Raw genomic sequence first — 20,046 nt, forward strand, 5'->3', positions numbered from 1 at the left:
GAAGATGTCGTACAGGGGTGAGGATGCCCGGTCTCGTACCGTCACCGCCGCACCGCAACCGGTGCGAGCAAGCGGCGGTTTTGCGCCAAACGGAACCCTCGGTGGCCGAGTTCGAACGCGTTGCCGGATCGCGGTCGGCATAATCGCGTCCATGTCGATCACGGGCGGAGACTTCGTCGAGCTGGGCCGGGACCTGTACGCATGGCTCCCGCCGAAACGGGGCTGGGGCCTCGCGAACTGCGGCCTTCTGACGTCATCGCGTGGCGCGATCTGGATCGACACCCCGTACGACCCCGTGCTCGCCGGCCAGTTCCTGGCGGAGTCGACGAAGCGGCTGCCCGACGGCGCCGCCATCGACCGGGTGATCGTCACCCATGCCAACGGGGACCATTTCTGGGGCGCGGGCGTACTCCCGGAGGCGGAGATCATCGCGACCCGCGAGGCACGGGAACACATTCACTACGAACCCACCCCGAAGCAGCAGCACGCCCTCGTCCAGGGAAGCGATCCGGCCACCGCGCTCGGTGAGTACCTCAAGCGCCACTTCGGCCCGTTCGACTGGTCACGGACCGAACCCGTGCAGCCGACCACGTACTTCACCGGCGAACTCGAACTGACCCTGGCGGAGTACCCCGTCCAGGTGACGGCCCTGCCCCCCGCCCACACCACGGGCGACCTGATCGTGCACCTGCCCGCGCAGCAGACCGTGTTCAGCGGCGACGTCATCTTCGCCTCCACGCCGGAGCAGCCGGGCGACCACCCGGTGCACTGGGCGGGCCCCCTCTCCCACGTGATCGCCGCCTGCGAACAGGTGCTGGCCACCGGCGCCGAGACCATCGTCCCGGGCCACGGTCCGGTCCTCGACCCGGCCGGCGTGCGCGCGCACATCGGCTACCTCGAACACGTACGGGAGCGCGCCCACGCCCTCCACGCGGCCGGGGTGCCCGCACTGGAGGCGGCCCGCCGGGTGATCGCCGAGGGGCGCCACCCCGAACTCGGCCTGGCCGAACGCCTTGTGGTGACGATCGGCAGCGAGTACCGGCAGCTCGACGGCTCGGAACTGCCCGGCGTGCTCCAGGTGATGACCGATGTCGCCGTCGTCGCTCAAGAAGTGGAGCAGTCCCGTGGGACGGCAGACCACGAGGGGTGACACCCGGATCTCCCGCCGCCCGGGCGGGGAGGCCGACCCGACCACAGAAATACGGTGACGGCATGGCATGGATCGTGGCGCTGGCAGCCGTCGTCACCGCCGTGGTGGCCGTGGTCCGCTCCCAGAACGCGGCCCGGGACGCCCATGTGGCGTGGGCCCGCACCGAGCTGGCCGAACGCCAGGCGAAGGCGGCCGATGCCCGTACCGCCGCCCTCACCGACGAGATCCGGCAGCTCGCCCGGAAGCGGATACCCGCCGCCGCGCTCGCCCTCTCCCACCCCAGCGCGCCGGTCCCCGGACTGCGGGAGGCGGCCGACGTCGACGGCGGATCCGCGACTCTCCTGACCGAGGCGGTGCAGGCCGCACGCGCGGCGGTCGTCGAGGAGCGGCAGCGCGTCGACGCGGCCGCACGCGCGGCGATGCGCGGCACCTCCGCCAAGATCCAGTCGCTGCTCAACCAGTCCCAGCAGCTGTTGCACGAACTCCAGCACGAGTACGACGACCCGCGGATCCTGCAGCTGGACTTCCGCAACGAACTGGCGCTGCGCCGCACCCAGGCCACCGCGGTGCTCTGCGACGCCTGGCCGGGGCTGGCCCGGCAGAACTCGCCGCTCGTCGAGATCGTGCTCGGCGCGCAGTCCCGGGTCGCGGGCTACGAACGGATCAAGGTCGCCAACCATCTGCGCGACGAGTGGCTCGCCGTCGTCGCCCGCGCCGCCGAACCGCTCGCGATCGCCCTCGCGGAGCTGCTGGCGAACGCCACCGCCTACTCGCACCCCGACACCGACGTCCAGGTGACGGTCCAGCAGAGTGGCGGCCGCGGCGCCTTCCTGGTGATCGACGACGCGGGCATCGGCATGGACGACGACGCGCTGGAACGAGCCCGAGCCCTGCTGGCGGGCCCGTCCGAAGTCCTCCTGACCGAGCTGGGCGATCCGCCGCAGGCCGGCTTCGCCGTCGTCGGCCGACTGGTCGTGCAGTACGGCTTCAGCTGCCACATCGAGGCGTCGCCCTTCGGCGGGATGCGGACGATTCTGAGAGTGCCCGCCCACCTCCTGACGGTGCTGCAGGACGCCCCCAACCTCTCCGCCCTCGCTCCGAAACCGGTGCACGCGCACACCGCGGCGCCGGCCACCGTCGAGCCCACGGCCCCCGCCGCGGCCGAGCCGGAGCCCACCGCCGAGGTACGCACCGAGCTGCCCAGCCGGCGCCGCCGATCACCCCGCCCGGCAGCGGTACGGTCCACGCCCGCAGCCCCGGTGCCCCCGACCGGCCCGCCTGCGCCCCGTACCCCCGAACAGGCCGAGGCGTCCTGGGCGGCGCTCCAGCAGGGCACCCTCAGCGGCCGAAGCGCCCCCGCCCCGGCCGCTCCCTCGGCATCGGAGCACGACGAAGACCCGAACGCCCGGAACGCCAGGAACGCCAGGAACGCCAGGAACGACGAAGGAGACGACGAGACGTGAGCGGCACCCCTACCCCCACCGCCGGTGACCTCGCATGGGTGCTGACCCCACTGCTGGAACTGCCCGGAGTGCAGCACGCCGTGGTCGCCACCGGCGACGGGCTCGTCGAAGGAGCCTCGCCCGGCCTGGACCGGGCGTCCGGCGAGCGGGTCGCCGCCATGACCGCCACCCTGCACGCCGCGGCCCGCGCCTTCACCACCGCGTTCACCGATGTCGAGGCGCCGCGGCTGGCCCAGACGGTGGTGGAGTCCGACCAGGGCTTCGCCATCGTCGTACCGGCAGGGAAGAACACCACGCTCGCCCTGTTCGCCGAACCCGGGGCCAGGCTCGGCGACATCGCGTACCAGATGCAGGTGCAGGTCAACGCGCTGACCCGGGCGATGAACGCACCCGCCCGCCAACCGGACACCGCCGCCCGGCCATGAGCCCCGGCCCAGGACGCCGTTTGATCCCCGCCTATCTGGTCACCGGTGGCCGGACCAGGCCCACCGGACCCGCACTCGACCGGCTCACCGTGCTCGTACGCACCGACACGGCCCTGCCGCCGGACACCGGCTCGGAACAGCGCAGGCTGTGCGAGCTGCTGGAACCGGGCGCGCTCACCGTCGTCGAGTGCGCGGCCCACCTGGACCTCCCGGTCAGCGCCACCGTCTTCCTGGCCACGGACCTCGCGGCCTCCGGACACCTGCACACCCGACCGCCGATCCCCAGTGCCGGGGGGACCGACCGGTCGCTCGTCGAGAGGCTGCTCGTTGGACTCCGCTCCCTCCACTGACCGGACCGGCATCGGCTATCTGCCGCCTGCCGCCCAGACCCTGATGAAGCTCGTCGTCACGGGTCCCTTCGGCGTGGGCAAGACAACCCTGATCCGTACGCTGTCGGAGATACCCACGCTCCACACCGAAGAGGCGATGACCCAGTCCAGTACCCGGCTGGACGACACCGCCGGGCTGCCGGACAAGACGACCACCACGGTCGCCGTCGATTTCGGCCGGCTGACCGTCCAGGACGACCTGGTGCTCTACATGTTCGGCACGCCTGGACAGGAACGCTTCCTCCCGCTCTGGGAGGACATCGCGCGCGGCGCGCTCGGCGCCCTCGTCCTCGTCGACACCCGCAGGCTCGGCGACTCCTTCGCCGTCATGGACATGGTCGAGGAGCAGGGACTGCCGTACGCCGTCGCCGTCAACCGCTTCCCCGACGCCCCCGTCCATACCGACGAGGTCCTGCGCAAGCATCTCGACCTCCACCCCGACACCCCACTGCTCCAGTGCGACGCCCGCGAACGCCGTGGCAGCATCGACGCCCTGATCGCCCTCGCCGAGCACGTGCTGACCCGCCTGCCCCAGCCTCAGGACCCGTCATGACGTCCCCCGCCCACTCCGCGCGCCCGGCCCGCTCCGTACAGCCGCCGCAGCCGCTCGCGCTGTACGGCCCGGACTTCGCCGCCGACCCGCACAGCCACTACCGCCGGCTGCGCGCGCACGGCCCGCTCGCCCCCGTCCGGATCGCCCCGGGCATCGACGCCCTTCTGGTCACCGACTACCAGGCGGCCGTCGACCTGCTCCGCGACACCCACACCTTCACCAAGGACCCCCGCGCCTGGCAGGCCACCGTCCCCGCCGACTCGCCGGTCCTGCCCATGCTCGGCCACCGGCCCACCGCACTCTTCAGCGACGGCGACGTGCACGCCCGCTACCGCGACACGATCAACGACAGCCTGGCCCTGATCGAACCGCACATCCTGCGGGCCGAGGTCGCCCGCGTCGCCCGGCAGCTCATCCGGGAGTTCGCGGCCACCGGCAGCGGCGACCTCGTCGCCCAGTACGCCCGACGGCTTCCGCTGCACGTCTTCACCACCTGGTTCGGCGTCCCGCCCGAGGACAGCGAACGGATCGTCGACGGCATCGGCGGCATGTTCAACTCCGCCGAGGACTCCGCCGCCGCGTACGCCGACCTCGTCACCGTCGTCACCGACCTGGTCGCCGAACGGCGTGCCCGCCCCCGCCGCGACCTCACCTCCTACTTCCTCGGCCACCCGGCCGGCCTCGACAACGACGAGACTGTGCGTCAGATCACTCTGGTCATGAGCGCGGGCCACGACCCGACGACCAACCTGATCGGCAACGCGTTGCTGCACATGCTCACCGACGAGCGCTACGCCGGCTCGCTGCACGGCGGAGCGATGACGGCCCACGAGGCGATCAACGAAGTCCTGTGGCAGGACCCGCCGCTGGCCAATTTCGCCGCCCACTACCCCCGCCACGACACCGAGTTCCACGGCGTCCGGCTGCGCGCGGGGCAACTGCTCCTGGTCTCCTTCGCCGGGGCCAACACCCAGTCCCCGCCCGCCCCTTCGGACCCCGGCGAGCGCTCCGGAGGCAGCGCCCATCTGTCCTGGTCGGCGGGGCCGCACAGGTGCCCCGCGAAGCAGCCGGCACTGCTCATCGCGATGACCGCGATCGAGCAGCTGACCAGCCAGCTGTGCGATGCGGAGTTGGCTGTTCCGGCGAGTGAACTGATGTGGCGGCCAGGTCCGTTCCACCGCGCACTGGTGCATCTCCCGGTCCGTTTCACCCCGCTCGACGTGACCGGCGACACGGCGCTCCCGGCCCCGTCGGAGGTGTCGATCAGCCGATGAACCGTGTCGGTGGTACGCCGAACGGGTGAGGGGCGAGAGAATTGCCCGATGAACAGCGAGCGCAGCCGGCGCAACGCCGACCGAAGCACAGACGGGGTGGTCCGGTGAGCAGGTACGACAGGTATGACGTCACGGACGAGCAGTGGGAGGGACTGGCCCAGGTCGTACCGCTGCGCAGCCGCAACGAATGGCCGTCACGGGTCGACCACCGCGCGGTCCCCGACGACCACGAGACCGTCGAACAGCGGCGCATGGTCGTGCTGCGGGTGCAGGTCTTCGCGGACGCGCGCGAGGTGGCCGAGTATCTGGTCGCACAGATCCCGGTCCTGCTCGATCTGACCAGTGCCGAGACCGATGTGGCCAAGCGGATCCTGGACTTCACCAGCGGTGTGGTCTTCGGGCTCGGCAGCGGAATGCACCGTGTCGACCGGAACGTGTTTCTTCTGTCGCCGGCCGGCATGGAGGTCGAAGGGGTCGCGGCCGCGGGCGTCCCCCGATCGTAGGAAGGTCGCGCGGGCGGAACGGTTCGCCGGTCGACGGCGTGCGTACGGTCCGCTCATGACTGCACGCTGCCCGGAAAACCCGTGGGCGACCCCAGAGGCAACGGCTGCCCGAGAAGCCCGAAACGAGGCTGTCCGAACCGGACCTCCCCGAACCGGACCTCCCCGAAACGGTGCGGTCCGCTCCGCCGGCCCCGTCGTCACCGAACTGCGGCTCTCCGCCTTCGCCTCGCACCGTGGCACCGTCCTTCCGGTGGGCCCGCTCACGCTGTTCGCCGGGGCCGGTGGCAGTGGGAAGTCCAGCGCGCTGCGGGCGTACGAGGCGTTGGCCCGGCTGGGCGCGGGCGACCCGCTCGACGAGGTGTTCCCGGACCCGGATGCGTACGTACCCGAAAGGGCCGGTCCCGACACCCAGGGGCGTCGCGGCTTCCGGATCGGCTGCACGGCGACCGGCCCGGCAGGACCGGTCCGGCTCGACCTCGCCGTGCAGGTCGAGCCCGCCCTCCGGATCGTCGGTGAACGGCTGACCGGCGGCGGTGAGACGCTGCTGACCACCGCGCTGCGCGACCCCAGGGGCTCGACGGTCCAGGCGGCCTGGCACACGGCCGGCACCGTCCCGGTGACCCGGGCCCCGCTGCCGGACGACCTGCTCGGCACGGCGCTGCTGCCGCTGCGGGTCGCGGGCACGACCGAGGGACAGTTACGGGTCCTCGCCGCCGCCGAACAGATGGTCGTGGCCCTGCGCTCCGTCTTCGTCTGCGAACCGCAGCCGCAGCGGATGCGGGCACCGGTGCCCGGTGGGGAGGGCCGGTTGCGCCGGGACTGCGACAACCTCGCGGCGGTACTGGAACGCACACACACCCAGTGCGGACAGCGGCATGCCCGGCTGGTGGCGGCGGCCGCTGCCGGATGCGCGGGGACGGTGAGGGGGCTGGGCGTCGAGCGGCTCCCGGACGGGTTGCTGCGCGCCGTGGTGGAGCGCGACGGCGGTCACCTCACCCCGGTCGGGCGACTCGGCGACGGCGAGTTGAGGTATCTGGCGCTCGCCCTGGTCCTGCTCACCGGCCCCGGGGTGCTGGCCATGGACGCCGCGGCGGAGGTGCCGTCGGCCATGCAGACGCTCACCGTCCTGGTCGACGGGCTGGACCGGGACCTGGACGGACGGCAGGTGGCGGAACTGCTGGCCCTGGCCGCGTCGGTCGGCTCGACCGGGCACCTCAGGCTGGTGGGGACGGCCGCCGAGGCGGCCGCCGCACGGGCCCGTGGGACCGCAGGTGCGACGGTGGTAGACCTGGGACCGTGAACGGACTCGATGTACAGACACTGCAGCGACGGCTCGCCGCGTTCGCGGCCGCCCGTGACTGGGAGCAGTACCACACCCCGAAGAACCTGGCGGCGGCGCTCAGCGTCGAGGCGTCCGAACTGGTCGAGATCTTCCAGTGGCTGACGCCGGAGCAGTCCGCGAAGGTGATGGAGGTGCCCGAGACGGCGCATCGGGTGGCGGACGAAGTCGCGGATGTGCTCGCGTATCTGCTGCAGTTCTGCGAGGTGCTGGGCATCGATGCGCTGGCGGCTCTGGCGGAGAAGATCGACAGGAACGAAGCCCGCTTCCCGGTTCCGAAGCCTCCAGAGCCTCGAGATCGTCACTCTTCGGAGTGATCGACTTATTCACAGTCGATTTTGTGTCCACAGATTTCCGAAATCCCCTGGCGTTTCGGTACCGCTCCATTCACTGTGGGTAATGGATGAGGTGAGCGGGTTTTCGTTCGGACGGGGGCGACGTATGGAAGCGGAGCGGCTCATAGAGGTAAGTCGGCGGGCTCTGGCGCAGAGCCGGGGCGCGCCGTCCGTCATGGCGGAGGCCTGGCAGGTCCAGGCGCTGGCCCAGGCGATCGGCGAGCACCTGGCGGCCCACGGGCCGAAGGCGCTGCGGGGCGAGGCGCGGGGACTCGGCGAGATCGGGGGAAGCGGCGGCGGGGCGCCGGACCATCCGGTGGTGCGGACCGGCACGGCGCGGGCCGCGCAGCTTGCCGAGGTTGCCGATCCCCGGGCGGCCCTGACCGGCCTCGGCGTGCTGCTGGGGGAGATGGGGATGGCTCTCGTCGCGGTGGCCTGTGACACCGGCGAGGAGAGCCTCTACTGGCAGTGCATCGAGGCGATCGACGCGGCCGACGAGGCGCTGGACCGCGTGCACAGCATGCTCCGGCTCCTCGCCGAGCAGGACCGGGAGCAGGACCGGCAGCGGGAGCGGGAGGGTGCGTACGGTGCGGTGCGCGGACCGGCGGGCTCGGCGGCGGGCCAGGCGTGACGTGACGGCGCGAGAATGAGGCTGGAGCTGGACCTGCTCCGCGTTCCCTCATGACGGGGCGTGCCGCCCTTCGAACGCCACAACACCACGGGTGGGCGCGGCACATGCTGCGCCCACCGGTGAGCCGGACGGCTCCGGTCGTCGATGGTGCTCTGGCATGCGGCGGCGGGGGCCCCGGCACGGTGTGCGCGTCTGACGCCATTACCGCCCGTGGCCCTCGTGGCTGCCCATCCGAATGGGCGGATTGTCCGCTGCCGCGACCGAGTGGCGCGCCTTGCTATATAGTCCGCGCCTCGTTACCCCACGTCAGGCGGGGGGTCGGAGGAGGGGCACGTAGATGAAGAGGCGGGTCGGGCTTGTCGGGGTGGTTGCACCCCTTTGTTTTGCGGTCGTTGGCTGCTCCGCCGTGGGCGGGGAGGATGTGCAGCCGGCCGCGGCGAAGCCGGCAGCGGCATCCGCATCCGCGGCTGCATCGGAGAAGGCGCCCGCCTCGCCCGAGACCCCCGGCGACTTTCTCGACCTCGCCGAGAAGGCCATGGCGGCGCAGCACGGATGGACCTTCGCCGTGCGCGGGAAGGAAGGACTCACCCTGCAAGGGCAGCAGCCCAGCAATGCGTCCTATACGGCCACCGTGCGGCGCACCAGTGATCCCGAGGCGCTCCAGTCGCACGGGGTCATCATCAGCAGCAAAGGGCAGCGCAAGCCCGAAGAGGTCTTCGTCGTCGGCGGCACGGGGTACGTGAAGGAGGGCGACCCAGGCACCTGGAAGCACGGGGCCCTCACTGATCCGGTGATCGCGAACAAGGTCGAGGATCCCGTCGCCGCCGTCCAGACGTTCCGGACCTACCTGAAGCAGGGGGGCGTCACCCTCACCGAGGCGGACAGCCACGGCAAGGTGCGGCTCCAGGTGCGGGTGGCCTCGCCGCGCAAGGTGCCCGAGGTGCAGGACCGTGCCTATGTGAAGTCCGCCGTACGGGAGGTGGAGCCCGTCCTCGATCAGCTCCGAGGGGCCGGCGTGGCGGTGGACAAGTCTCAGGTCACCCTGTCCCGGCTGACCGAGACGCTGACCCTGGATGCCAGGACGGGGAAGGTGGAGGCCCACGCATCCCGGTTCGCCTTCCTGATTCCGAACGGCGGGCAGAACATCACGTACACCCAGGACGTGAGCGAGGAGAACCGTGGAGTGTTCGGCGGCAGCATCGCACTTCCCCCGGGGGTGAGTTGACGCGTCGGGGCGGCCGCTGACGGGCCGCCGGATTCCGGGGCGGGGGCAGCGTGAACAGCGGACTGCCCCTGCGGCCGAACATCACCCGTCACAGGCCGACCGGCGCACTCGTCTGCGGGGTGAGGCAACGACCGCATCGGCCGGCCGCGTCGGTCAACGGGCCCCCACGACTTCCCGACCCGGTTCGCTACGAGAGTTGCGGCATCACGTCGGACGCGATCAATTCCAAGTGGTCCAGGTCGTCAAGGTCCAGCATCTGCAGGTACATCCGCTGTGAGCCGACGGCCCGGAACGCCGAGATGCGCTCGACGACCTCTGCGGGAGACCCGGCAAGACCGTTGGCCTTCAGCTCGTCGACGTCGCGGCCGATGGCTTCCGCCCGGCGCTTCACCTCCGCGTCGGTCTTGCCGACACAGGCGACGAGGGCGTTGGAGTAGACGAGGTCGTCCGGCCTGCGCCCGTAGGCTTCAGCCGCCGCACGCACGCGCTTGAACTGCTGCTCCGTGTCGACGAGGGACGCAAACGGAATGTTGAACTCGTCGGCGTACTGAGCGGCAAGAGCGGGTGTCCTCCTGGCTCCGTGGCCGCCGATCAGGACTGGCACCCTGGCCTGGGCCGGCTTGGGCAGCGCGGGGGAGTCCGAAAGCTGGTAGTACGTCCCGGTGAAGTCGAATCGCTCGCCGATGGGGGTGTTCCACAGCCCGGTGACGACCGCGAGCTGCTCCTCCAGGCGTCCGAACTTCTCCTTGGGAAACGGGATGCCGTAGGCCGCGTGCTCTTCCGCGTACCAGCCGGAGCCGAGACCCAGCTCCACCCGTCCGCCGGACATCTGGTCGACCTGCGCAACCTGGATCGCGAGGACACCGGGGAGGCGGAAGGTGCCGGCGGTCATGAGGGTCCCGAGGCGGATCCGCGTCGTCTCGCGCGCGAGACCGGCAAGCGTGATCCAGGCGTCAGTAGGTCCTGGGAGGCCGTCCACGGCTCCCATGTGCAGATAGTGATCCGAGCGGAAGAAGGCCCCGTAGTCGAGGTCCTCGGCTGCCTTGGCGACGCGGAGCAGCGTCTCGTAGGTCGCCCCTTGCTGCGGTTCTGTGAAGACACGAAGATCCATGCGTCCATCATGCCCGTGGTGTACTCACGGACTCGCCTCGAACCGCTGTCGCACGCGCATCACGGTGTGCGGAGGGCACGGTACGCCGGCGTACTCGGGCCGTTTCGCCGCGATCACCTCGCTGCCCGGAGGAGGACCGCTACCGTGGGTCGTACACACACCTGCGCGCTCCTCGTCACCGACATGCAGAAGGCCCTGGTGGCGATCGCGTCCGGCTGTCGTGGGATCCGGGCCTCGTGCGGTCCCCGGCCGACGAGGACCGTATCGCCGCGACCCACGTACGCACCTGTGCGGGTGGTCGACCGGAGGGAAGTGAGCAGCTGTGCGACCCGCCCGCCCGCTGGCCGCCGCGCTCGCCGAAGGAATCGTCCTCCTCGACGGCGGTCTCTCCAACCAACTGGAGGCGCAGGGCTGCGACCTGTCCGACGAACTGTGGTCGGCCCGGCTGCTGGTCGACGAGCCGTGGCAGATCGAGGCCGCGCACCGGGCGTATGTGCGGGCGGGTGCGCAGGTGCTCATCACCTCCGGTTACCAGGCGACGTACGAAGGGTTCGCGCGGCGGGGGATCGGCCGGGACCGGGCGACGGAGCTCTTCGCCTCCAGCGTGGAGCTGGCCCGGCGGGCCGGTGCGGCGGCGGACCGGGAGGTCTGGGTCGCCGGCTCCGTCGGCCCGTACGGGGCGATGCTCGCGGACGGCAGCGAGTACCGCGGGCGGTACGGGCTCTCGGTGCGCGAGCTGGAGCGCTTCCACCGGCCCCGGATCGAGGCGCTGGCCGCCGCCGGCCCCGATGTGCTGGCGCTGGAGACGGTGCCGGACACCGATGAGGCCGAGGCGCTGCTGCGGGTGGTCGACGACTGCGGGCTGTCGGTCTGGCTCTCGTACAGCGTGGCGGGCGACCGGACCCGGGCGGGGCAGCCGCTGGAGACGGCGTTCGGGCTCGCTGCCGGGCACGACCGGGTGGTGGCCGTGGGGGTGAACTGCTGCGATCCTGCGGACGCGGACCGGGCGGTGGTGACGGCGGCCGAGACGACCGGGAAACCGGTCGTCGTCTACCCGAACAGCGGGGAGCAGTGGGACGCCGAGGGCCGGGGATGGACCGGTGGTGCCACGTTCGACCCTCGCCGGGTACGGGGCTGGCAGGAGGCCGGTGCGCGGCTGGTCGGCGGCTGCTGCCGGGTCGGTCCCGGACCGATCGCGGAGCTGGCCGGGCTGCTGGAGGCCGGGCCGAAGGCGGGGGGAGAAGAACCCCGGACACCCTGAGGGATGTCCCGTAGGTACCACGAAAATGCCTGGTCGGGGGCAGTGATCCAGACCATACTCGGACGTGTGTTCCTGACCATCAGTACGACCGGCACCCCCGAGCGCCCCGCGACCGACCTCGGCTTCCTGCTGCACAAGCATCCCGAGAAGGCGCAGACGTTCTCCACCTCCCACGGCACCGCGCATGTCTTCTATCCCGAGGCATCCGCCGAGCGCTGCACGGCCGCCCTGCTGCTGCAGGTGGATCCCGTGGCGCTCGTGCGCCGGGGCAGGGGCAAGGGCCGCGGCGGAGCTCCCGACGCGGCGCTCGCGCAGTACGTCAACGACCGGCCGTACGCGGCGTCCTCACTGCTCTCCGTCGCGATGAGCACCGTGTTCAAGTCCGCTCTGAACGGCGTGTGCCGGGCCCTGCCCGAGCGCGCGACGGCGCCCCTGCCGCTCAGGATCGAGGTGCCCGCGCTCCCGGCGCGCGGCGGCGCGGAGCTCGTGACGAAGCTCTTCGGTCCGCTCGGCTGGACGAGCGTGGACGCGGTGGCCGTACCGCTGGACGAGCAGTTCCCGGAGTGGGGCGACTCGCGGTACGTACGACTGGTGCTGGAGGGCGAGTTGCGGCTCGCGGACGCGCTGCGGCAGCTGTACGTCCTGCTGCCGGTGCTCGACGACGCCAAGCACTACTGGGTCGCGCCCGACGAGGTGGACAAGCTGCTGCGGGCCGGTGACGGCTGGCTGGCCGACCACCTGGAGCACAAGCTGATCACAAGCCGCTATCTCTCCCGGCGCTGGGGGCTGACCCGGCAGGCGATGGAACGGCTCGAACTGGTACGGCTCGCCGAGCTGGACGACCTGGCGGTGGAGAGCGTCGACAACGCCGTGGACGAGACGACGGACACCGAGGAGAAACCGGTGCCGCTCGCCGAGCAGCGGCGTGAAGCGATCCTGGAGGCGCTGCGGGCCGCCGGGGCGAGCCGGGTGCTGGATCTCGGCTGCGGACAGGGACAGTTGGTGCAGGCGCTGCTGAAGGACGTGCGCTTCACGGAGATCGTCGGCGTCGATGTCTCGATGCGCGCCCTGACCATCGCCTCGCGCCGGCTGAAGCTGGACCGGATGGGCGAGCGGCAGGCCGGCCGCGTCACGCTGCGGCAGGGCTCGCTCACGTACACCGACAAGCGGCTCGGCGGGTATGACGCGGCCGTGCTCAGCGAGGTCGTCGAGCACCTCGACCTGCCGAGGCTGCCCGCGCTGGAGTACGCGGTGTTCGGCTCGGCCCGCCCGCAGACGGTGCTCGTGACGACGCCGAACGTGGAGTACAACGTCCGCTGGGAGAGCCTCCCCGCCGGGCACGTGCGCCACGGCGACCACCGCTTCGAATGGACCAGGGCCGAGTTCCGGGACTGGGCGCGGGACGTCGCGCAGCGGCACGGATACGGGGTCGGCTTCGTGCCGGTGGGACCCGACGACCCCGAGGTGGGGCCGCCCACACAGATGGCCGTGTTCACGAGGACCGCCGAGGACGACACGAAGAAGAAGGAGGCGAAGGCAGCATGACCGACAACGACACCGAGAAGACCACCGACGCGCACCGCACGCTGCCGGTGACCGACCTCTCCCTCGTCGTGCTCATCGGGGCCAGCGGTTCCGGCAAGTCCACGTTCGCGCGCAAGCACTTCAAGCCCACCGAGATCATCTCCTCGGACTTCTGCCGCGGCCTCGTCGCAGACGACGAGAACGACCAGAGCGCGAGCGGTGACGCCTTCGACGTCCTGCACTACATCGCGGGCAAGCGGCTCGCCGCGGGACGGCTGACCGTCGTCGACGCCACCAACGTCCAGGCCGAGAGCCGCAGGCAGCTGGTGCAGCTGGCCCGGACCCACGACGTGCTGCCCATCGCGATCGTCCTCGACCTGCCCGAAGAGGTCTGCCAGGCGCGCAACGCCACCCGCCCCGACCGTGCCGGCATGCCCCGCCACGTCGTCCAGCGCCACCGACGCGAGCTGCGCCGCTCGCTGCGCGGCCTGGAGCGCGAGGGGTTCCGCAAGGTGCACATCCTGCGCACCGAGGAAGAGGTCGACCACGCCGACGTGGTGCTGGAGCGCCGCTACAACGACCTGCGTCATCTCACCGGGCCGTTCGACATCATCGGTGACATCCATGGTTGCAGCTCCGAGCTGGAGACCCTGCTCGGCAAGCTCGGTTACGTCGACGGCGCACACCCCGAAGGGCGCACGGCGGTCTTCGTCGGCGACCTCGTCGACCGCGGCCCCGACAGCCCCGGCGTGCTGCGCCGCGTCATGTCCATGGTGGCGGCGGGCAACGCCCTGTGCGTGCCGGGGAACCACGAGAACAAACTCGGCCGCTACCTCAAGGGCCGCAAGGTCCAGCACACCCATGGGCTCGCCGAGACCATCGAGCAGCTGGACCGCGAGGACGCCAGGGATCCGGCCTTCCGCGAGCAGGTACGGGAGTTCATCGACGGGCTCGTCAGCCACTACGTGCTGGACGAAGGGAAGCTGGTCGTCTGCCACGCCGGGCTGCCCGAGAAGTACCACGGGCGCACTTCCGGACGGGTCCGCTCGCACGCGCTGTACGGGGACACCACCGGCGAGACCGACGAGTTCGGCCTGCCGGTGCGCTACCCGTGGGCGGAGGACTACCGCGGCCGCGCCGCCGTGGTCTACGGCCACACCCCCGTGCCCAGCACCTCCTGGGTCAACAACACGCTCTGCCTGGACACGGGCGCGGTCTTCGGCGGGAAGATGACCGCGCTGCGCTGGCCGGAGCGCGAACTCGTCGACGTACCGGCCGAGAAGGTCTGGTACGAGCCCACGAAGCCACTGGTCACCGAGGCGCCCGGGGGCCGCGAGGGGCGTCCGCTCGACCTGGCCGATGTGCAGGGCCGGCGGATCGTGGAGACCCGGCACATGGGCCGCATCTCGGTGCGCGAGGAGAACGCCGCGGCGGCGCTCGAAGTGATGAGCCGGTTCGCCGTCGACCCGCGGCTGCTCGGCTACCTCCCGCCGACGATGGCGCCCACCGCGACCTCCCACGAGGAGGGCTTCCTGGAGCACCCCGCCGAGGCCTTCGCGCAGTACCGGGCCGACGGGGTCGCCCAGGTCGTGTGCGAGGAGAAGCACATGGGCTCGCGGGCGGTGGCCCTGGTCTGCCGTGACGCGGACGCGGCCCGCGAGCGGTTCGGGGTCGAGGGCCCGACCGGGGCGCTGCACACCCGCACCGGTCGGCCGTTCCTCGACGACGCCGCCCTGACCGAGGTGATCCTCGGCAGGCTGCGCACGGCCGTCGCCGCCGCAGGACTCTGGGAGGAGTGGGACACCGACTGGGTGCTGCTCGACGCCGAGCTGATGCCCTGGTCCCTCAAGGCGGGCGGGCTGCTGCGCTCCCAGTACGCGGCGGTCGGCGCCGCGTCCGGTGCCGTACTCCCCGAGGTCGACGCGGCACTCGCGGCAGCGGCGGCCCGCGGTGTCGACGTCGCCGACCTGGCTGCGCGTCAGCAGGACCGGACGGCCGACGCGGCGGCGTTCACCGACGCCTACCGTCGCTACTGCTGGTCCACCGAGGGCCTGGACGGGGTGCGGATCGCCCCGTTCCAGATCCTCGCCGTGCAGGGCCGCTCGCTGGCCGCCGTACCGCACGACGAGCAGCTGGCCTGGCTCGACCGGCTGGTGGAGCACGACCCCACGGGGCTGCTCCAGGTCACCCGGCGGCTCGTCGTCGACACCGGCGACGAGGCATCGGTCCGCGCCGGCATCGACTGGTGGCTGGAGATGACCGGCCGCGGCGGCGAAGGCATGGTCGTCAAACCCCTTGCCGCACTCGTGCGGGACGAGAAGGGAAGGCTGGTCCAGCCGGGCATCAAGGTGCGCGGCCGGGAGTACCTCCGGATCATCTACGGCCCCGAGTACACGCGTCCGGAAAATCTGGAGCGGCTGCGCTCCAGGTTCCTCGGCCACAAGCGGTCGCTGGCGCTCCGTGAGTACGCGCTCGGCCTCGAGGCCCTGGACCGGCTGGCCGAGGGCGAGCCGCTGTGGCGGGTCCACGAGGCGGTGTTCGCGGTGCTCGCCCTGGAGTCGGAGCCCGTCGACCCGAGGCTCTGACCGCAGCCGGAACGCGCCGGGATGCGATGCCCGACCCGGCATCGCATTCGGTGGCGAACTCGGTGGCGATTCGCCGGGTGAACGGCGCTCCGCGCGGTGAGGATGGAGGCATGGGATTCCATGTCGACTCCGAGGCCGGGCGGCTGCGCCGCGTCATCCTGCACCGCCCCGATCTGGAACTGAAGCGGCTCACCCCCAGCAACAAGGACGCGCTCCTCTTCGACGACGTGCTGTGGGTGCGTCGCGCCCGGCAGGAGCACGACGGCTTCGCGGACGTCCTGCGCGACCGCGGGGTGGAGGTGCACCTCTTCGGCGATCTGCTGCGTGAGTCCCTGGACATCCCGGTGGCCAAGCGGCTCGTCCTCGACCGGGTCTTCGACGAGAAGGAGTACGGCCCGCTCGCCACCGAACACCTGCGGGCCGCCTTCGAGGAGCTGTCCACCGCCGAGCTGGCCGAGGCGCTGGTCGGCGGGATGACGAAGCGGGAGTTCCTGGAACGGCACAGTGAGCCGACATCCGTCCGCTTCCATGTCATGGACCTGGACGACTTCCTGCTCGGTCCGCTGCCCAACCACCTCTTCACCCGGGACACCTCCGCCTGGATATACGACGGGGTGTCCATCAACGCGATGCGCTGGCCGGCCAGGCAGCGCGAGACCGTCCACTTCGAGGCGATCTACCGCCATCACCCCCTCTTCACCGGCTCCGAGGCGGGAGCCTTCCACCACTGGTCCGAGGGGCAGGACGACTATCCGTCCACCATCGAGGGCGGCGACGTCCTGGTCATCGGGAAGGGCGCCGTCCTGATCGGGATGAGCGAGCGCACCACCCCGCAGGCGGTGGAGATGCTGGCCCGCGGACTGTTCGACGCAGGTTCCGCCCGCACGATCGTGGCGCTCGACATGCCCAAGAGGCGGGCGTTCATGCACCTCGACACGGTGATGACGATGGTCGACGGCGATACGTTCACCCAGTACGCGGGGCTGGGCATGCTCCGCTCCTACACCATCGAGCCCGGCAGCGGACCGCGGGAGCTCAAGGTCACCGACCATCCGCCCGAGCACATGCACCGGGCCATCGCGGCGGCGCTGGGGCTGGACTCGATCCGGGTCCTCACGGCCACCCAGGACGTGCACGCGGCCGAGCGCGAGCAGTGGGACGACGGCTGCAATGTGCTGGCCGTCGAGCCGGGTGTCGTCGTCGCGTACGAGCGCAACGCCACCACCAACACGTATCTGCGCAAGCAAGGAATCGAGGTCATAGAGATCCGCGGCAGCGAACTCGGCCGGGGCAGGGGCGGTCCGCGCTGCATGAGCTGCCCGGTGGTCCGCGATGCGGTCTAGTGCCGCGACCGAACGGGGGAACACGGGACCGCGCGGGAGTACGGAAGGCGGCACGGCCGCGCGGGTCTGTATAGCAATGCGCTCTCTCGTATAGACTTCCAGAGAACTGTACGCGCGACCCTCGCCCGACCCAGGAGCAGTCATCATGGCCATAGACCTCGCAGGCCGCCACTTCCTGAAGGAGTTGGACTTCACGGCCGAGGAGCTCCGCGGCCTGATCGACCTGGCCGCCGAGCTCAAAGCAGCCAAGAAGTCGGGTACGGAGGTGCAGCGGCTTCGCGGCAAGAACATCGCGCTGATCTTCGAGAAGACCTCGACCCGCACGCGCTGCGCGTTCGAGGTCGCCGCCGCCGACCAGGGTGCCTCGACCACGTACCTCGACCCCTCGGGCTCGCAGATGGGCCACAAGGAGTCGGTGAAGGACACCGCCCGCGTACTCGGCCGGATGTTCGACGGCATCGAGTACCGCGGTGACAGTCAGGCGGCCGTCGAGGAGCTCGCGGCGTACGGCGGGGTCCCCGTCTTCAACGGGCTCACCGACGACTGGCACCCGACCCAGATGCTCGCCGATGTCCTCACGATGACCGAGCACAGCGACAAGCCGCTGGAGCGGATCGTCTTCGCCTACCTCGGCGACGCCCGCTTCAACATGGGCAACTCGTACCTGGTCACCGGTGCGCTGCTGGGCATGGACGTCCGGATCGTCGCCCCGAAGTCGTACTGGCCGGCCGAGGAGATCGTCGCGCAGGCCCGCAAGCTCGCCGAGGCCAGCGGTGCGACCGTCACCCTCACCGAGGATGTCGCCGAGGGCGTCCGCGGCGCCGACTTCGTCGCCACCGACGTATGGGTCTCCATGGGCGAGCCCAAGGAGGTCTGGGCCGAGCGCATCACGGCGCTCGCGCCGTACGCCGTCACCATGGACGTCCTGGACGCCACCGGGAACGCCGATGTGAAGTTCCTGCACTGCCTCCCGGCCTACCACGACCTCGGCACCAAGGTCGCCCGCGAGATCCATGCCGCCCACGGGCTGACCGAGCTGGAAGTCACCGACGAGGTCTTCGAGTCCGCGCACTCGATCGTCTTCGACGAGGCCGAGAACCGGATGCACACGATCAAGGCCGTCCTGGTGGCGACCCTGGCCGCCGCCTGACGGGTCGCCGTCCAGGTTCTGCATGAACATGCGCCCAATTGGGTGAACATGCAGGCAATTGGTTACAATGGTTCCACTTGGTGGGGTTCGAGCTCGCGGGCTCGAACCCCACCGTCGTGTCTGACGCGTTCCCCTCACGGAGCCGACCGGAGCCCCCCACCAGCTCCGCGCGCACGCCCCCCACATGCTCCACCAGAGAAGAGATCCTCCCCGTGAGTCCGCTCCGCCCGCAGAACCTGTCGCCCCGGCCGGGACTGCGCATCAAGAGCCCCACCCAGCTGGTCGCCGAATCCGGCGCCGACCTGGAGGGGCACGGCCTCAAGCGCACCATGGGGCTGTTCCAGCTCGTGTGCTTCGGCATCGGCGCCATCGTGGGAACCGGCATCTTCGTCGGCCTCTCCGACAGTGTTGCCGAGGCCGGCCCCGCCGTTGTCGTCTCGTTCGTCCTCGCCGCGATCACCTGCATCTTCACCGCGTTCTCCTTCGCGGAGCTGGGCGGCGCGATCCCGGTCTCCGGCAGCTCCTACTCCTTCGCCTACGCCACCCTCGGCGAACGCGTCGCGTTCCTCGTCGGCTGGTGCCTGCTGCTGGAGTACGGCGTCTCGGTCTCCGCGGTCGCGGTCGGCTGGAGCCAGTACGTCAACGAGCTGCTGAACAGCATCGTCGGCTGGCACCTGCCCGCCGCCCTGTCCGCGGGGCCCGCCGACGGCGGCGTGATCAACCTCCCCGCCGTCGTGGTGATCATGATGGCCGCCACCCTGCTGGTGCGCGGCGTCCGGGAGAGTGCGGGCGCCACGGCCGCGATGGTCGTCCTCAAGATCGGCATCCTGATCGCCTTCTGCGCCATCGCATTCACCGCGTTCGAGGCAGGCCACCTCTCGCCGTTCGCCAACCACGGTGTGGCCGGCATCACCTCCGGCGCCTCGCTGGCGTTCTTCTCGTACATCGGCTTCGACGCCATCACCACCGCCGGGGAAGAGGTCAGGAACCCCCGCCGGAACATCCCGATCGCGATCATGATCTGCATCGGCGTCGCCACCCTGCTCTACTGCGCGGTTGCTCTGACCGCCATCGGGGCACTTGGCGCGGACGCCGTCTCCAACAAGCCGGCCGCGCTCTCGGCGATCGTCGACCAGGTCACCGATTCGACTGTCGGCGGCGGCATCGTCGCCTTCGGTGCGGTCGTCGCCATCGCGTCCGTCGTGCTCGCGGTGATGTACGGGCAGACCCGCATCCTGATGTCGATGTCCCGCGACGGCCTGGTCCCGCGGGTCTTCGAACGCGTCTCGCCGCGGACCGCGACGCCCGTCGCCAACACCTGGATCGTCGCCGTCGTCTTTGCCGTTCCGGCGGCCTTCGCATCCCTCAACGCGGTGGTGAACCTGACCACCATCGGCACGCTCGCCATCATGGTGGCGGTCAATATCGCGGTGATCGCGCTGCGCCGCAGCCATCCCGGGCTGAAGCGTTCCTTCCGGGTGCCGCTCTATCCGGCCAGCCCGATCCTGGGCGTCGGCTTCTGTCTCTATCTGATGTACGGGACGGGCTGGGCGACCTGGGTGCAGTTCGCGGTCTTCCTGCTGGTCGGCGCGGCGGTGTACGCCTGCTACGGGCGACGCCGGTCGCGGCTGGCCGGTGCGGACCGGGCCTGAGAGCGCCCGCCGGGAGGGGACAGCTCTTTTAGGGCGTGTGTCGGAAGTCCCGCCTGCCCCGCGACGCCCGGCACGCACGCTCGCTGCGTTGTCGGGGTCGTCCGAGTACGTCCAGTACGAGGACGACCCTCCG

The 20,046-nt window shown here is 71.0% G+C and carries 18 protein-coding genes; 17 read left to right on the forward strand and 1 reads right to left on the reverse strand.

Going from position 1 to position 20,046, the window contains the following annotated elements; genetic code table 11:
• The first annotated feature begins 151 nt into the window (after nucleotides 1–151).
• The 11 genes from ACFU6I_RS32115 (at nucleotide 152) to ACFU6I_RS32165 (ending at nucleotide 9,287) form a co-directional block, all read left to right on the forward strand.
• A complete protein-coding gene (locus ACFU6I_RS32115) occupies nucleotides 152–1,150 on the forward strand; it encodes an MBL fold metallo-hydrolase (RefSeq protein ID WP_384372999.1) in 999 nt (332 codons plus the stop codon).
• 62 nt (nucleotides 1,151–1,212) lie between these two features.
• On the forward strand, nucleotides 1,213–2,613 hold the full coding sequence (locus tag ACFU6I_RS32120) for an ATP-binding protein (protein WP_384373001.1): 1,401 nt from the start codon (nucleotides 1,213–1,215) through the stop codon (nucleotides 2,611–2,613).
• Nucleotides 2,610–3,038 carry a roadblock/LC7 domain-containing protein gene (locus ACFU6I_RS32125; RefSeq protein WP_384373003.1) on the forward strand — a complete coding sequence of 143 codons (429 nt, stop codon included), beginning with the start codon at nucleotides 2,610–2,612 and terminating at the stop codon, nucleotides 3,036–3,038. Before ACFU6I_RS32120 ends, ACFU6I_RS32125 begins: the two co-directional genes overlap by 4 nt.
• Nucleotides 3,035–3,388, forward strand: a complete 354-nt coding sequence (locus ACFU6I_RS32130; protein WP_384373004.1) for a DUF742 domain-containing protein — start codon at nucleotides 3,035–3,037, stop codon at nucleotides 3,386–3,388. Before ACFU6I_RS32125 ends, ACFU6I_RS32130 begins: the two co-directional genes overlap by 4 nt.
• Nucleotides 3,366–3,980 carry an ATP/GTP-binding protein gene (locus tag ACFU6I_RS32135; protein ID WP_384037188.1) on the forward strand — a complete coding sequence of 205 codons (615 nt, stop codon included), beginning with the start codon at nucleotides 3,366–3,368 and terminating at the stop codon, nucleotides 3,978–3,980. Before ACFU6I_RS32130 ends, ACFU6I_RS32135 begins: the two co-directional genes overlap by 23 nt.
• Complete coding sequence (locus tag ACFU6I_RS32140; protein WP_384373006.1) at nucleotides 3,977–5,254, forward strand: cytochrome P450; 1,278 nt, start codon at nucleotides 3,977–3,979, stop codon at nucleotides 5,252–5,254. Before ACFU6I_RS32135 ends, ACFU6I_RS32140 begins: the two co-directional genes overlap by 4 nt.
• Before the next feature lie 104 nt (nucleotides 5,255–5,358).
• Nucleotides 5,359–5,757, forward strand: coding sequence for a cell division protein SepF (locus ACFU6I_RS32145; RefSeq protein WP_266980409.1), 399 nt, complete (start codon nucleotides 5,359–5,361; stop codon nucleotides 5,755–5,757).
• A 55-nt stretch (nucleotides 5,758–5,812) separates the two neighbouring features.
• On the forward strand, nucleotides 5,813–7,057 hold the full coding sequence (locus ACFU6I_RS32150; protein WP_384373008.1) for an AAA family ATPase: 1,245 nt from the start codon (nucleotides 5,813–5,815) through the stop codon (nucleotides 7,055–7,057).
• Entirely contained in the window at nucleotides 7,054–7,413 is a 360-nt protein-coding gene (locus tag ACFU6I_RS32155) for a nucleotide pyrophosphohydrolase (RefSeq protein ID WP_384373010.1), read from the forward strand. The genes ACFU6I_RS32150 and ACFU6I_RS32155 overlap by 4 nt, the downstream gene beginning before the upstream one ends.
• 124 nt (nucleotides 7,414–7,537) lie before the next feature.
• Nucleotides 7,538–8,062 carry a DUF6099 family protein gene (locus ACFU6I_RS32160; protein WP_384373012.1) on the forward strand — a complete coding sequence of 175 codons (525 nt, stop codon included), beginning with the start codon at nucleotides 7,538–7,540 and terminating at the stop codon, nucleotides 8,060–8,062.
• Between the two features lie 406 nt (nucleotides 8,063–8,468).
• Nucleotides 8,469–9,287 (forward strand): hypothetical protein, encoded by an 819-nt coding sequence (locus ACFU6I_RS32165; protein ID WP_384373014.1) that lies wholly within the window; start codon nucleotides 8,469–8,471, stop codon nucleotides 9,285–9,287.
• Between the two features lie 187 nt (nucleotides 9,288–9,474).
• On the opposite strand, the gene ACFU6I_RS32170 is transcribed toward ACFU6I_RS32165, so the two are convergent.
• Nucleotides 9,475–10,398, reverse strand: a complete 924-nt coding sequence (locus tag ACFU6I_RS32170) for an LLM class F420-dependent oxidoreductase (protein ID WP_384373016.1) — start codon at nucleotides 10,396–10,398, stop codon at nucleotides 9,475–9,477.
• Nucleotides 10,399–10,720: 322 nt separating this feature from the next.
• Between ACFU6I_RS32170 and mmuM the strand changes: the two genes are divergently transcribed.
• The 6 genes from mmuM to ACFU6I_RS32200 all read left to right on the forward strand — a co-directional run bounded on the left by mmuM (nucleotide 10,721) and on the right by ACFU6I_RS32200 (nucleotide 19,913).
• Entirely contained in the window at nucleotides 10,721–11,659 is a 939-nt protein-coding gene (gene mmuM / locus ACFU6I_RS32175; protein ID WP_384373018.1) for a homocysteine S-methyltransferase, read from the forward strand.
• A gap of 66 nt (nucleotides 11,660–11,725) precedes the next feature.
• A complete protein-coding gene (locus tag ACFU6I_RS32180; RefSeq protein WP_384373020.1) occupies nucleotides 11,726–13,204 on the forward strand; it encodes a 3' terminal RNA ribose 2'-O-methyltransferase Hen1 in 1,479 nt (492 codons plus the stop codon).
• Nucleotides 13,201–15,768 carry a polynucleotide kinase-phosphatase gene (locus ACFU6I_RS32185; RefSeq protein ID WP_384373023.1) on the forward strand — a complete coding sequence of 856 codons (2,568 nt, stop codon included), beginning with the start codon at nucleotides 13,201–13,203 and terminating at the stop codon, nucleotides 15,766–15,768. Before ACFU6I_RS32180 ends, ACFU6I_RS32185 begins: the two co-directional genes overlap by 4 nt.
• A gap of 110 nt (nucleotides 15,769–15,878) precedes the next feature.
• Nucleotides 15,879–17,111 carry an arginine deiminase gene (locus ACFU6I_RS32190; RefSeq protein ID WP_384373025.1) on the forward strand — a complete coding sequence of 411 codons (1,233 nt, stop codon included), beginning with the start codon at nucleotides 15,879–15,881 and terminating at the stop codon, nucleotides 17,109–17,111.
• Nucleotides 17,112–17,256: 145 nt separating this feature from the next.
• Nucleotides 17,257–18,261 carry an ornithine carbamoyltransferase gene (argF, locus tag ACFU6I_RS32195; RefSeq protein ID WP_384373027.1) on the forward strand — a complete coding sequence of 335 codons (1,005 nt, stop codon included), beginning with the start codon at nucleotides 17,257–17,259 and terminating at the stop codon, nucleotides 18,259–18,261.
• A gap of 212 nt (nucleotides 18,262–18,473) precedes the next feature.
• Nucleotides 18,474–19,913: an amino acid permease gene (locus ACFU6I_RS32200; protein WP_384373029.1), complete on the forward strand. Its 1,440-nt coding sequence runs from the start codon at nucleotides 18,474–18,476 to the stop codon at nucleotides 19,911–19,913.
• Nucleotides 19,914–20,046: the final 133 nt, after the last annotated feature.

The sequence above is a fragment of the Streptomyces sp. NPDC057486 genome, assembly GCF_042802415.1.
Classification (GTDB): Bacteria; Actinomycetota; Actinomycetes; order Streptomycetales; family Streptomycetaceae; genus Streptomyces; species Streptomyces yanii.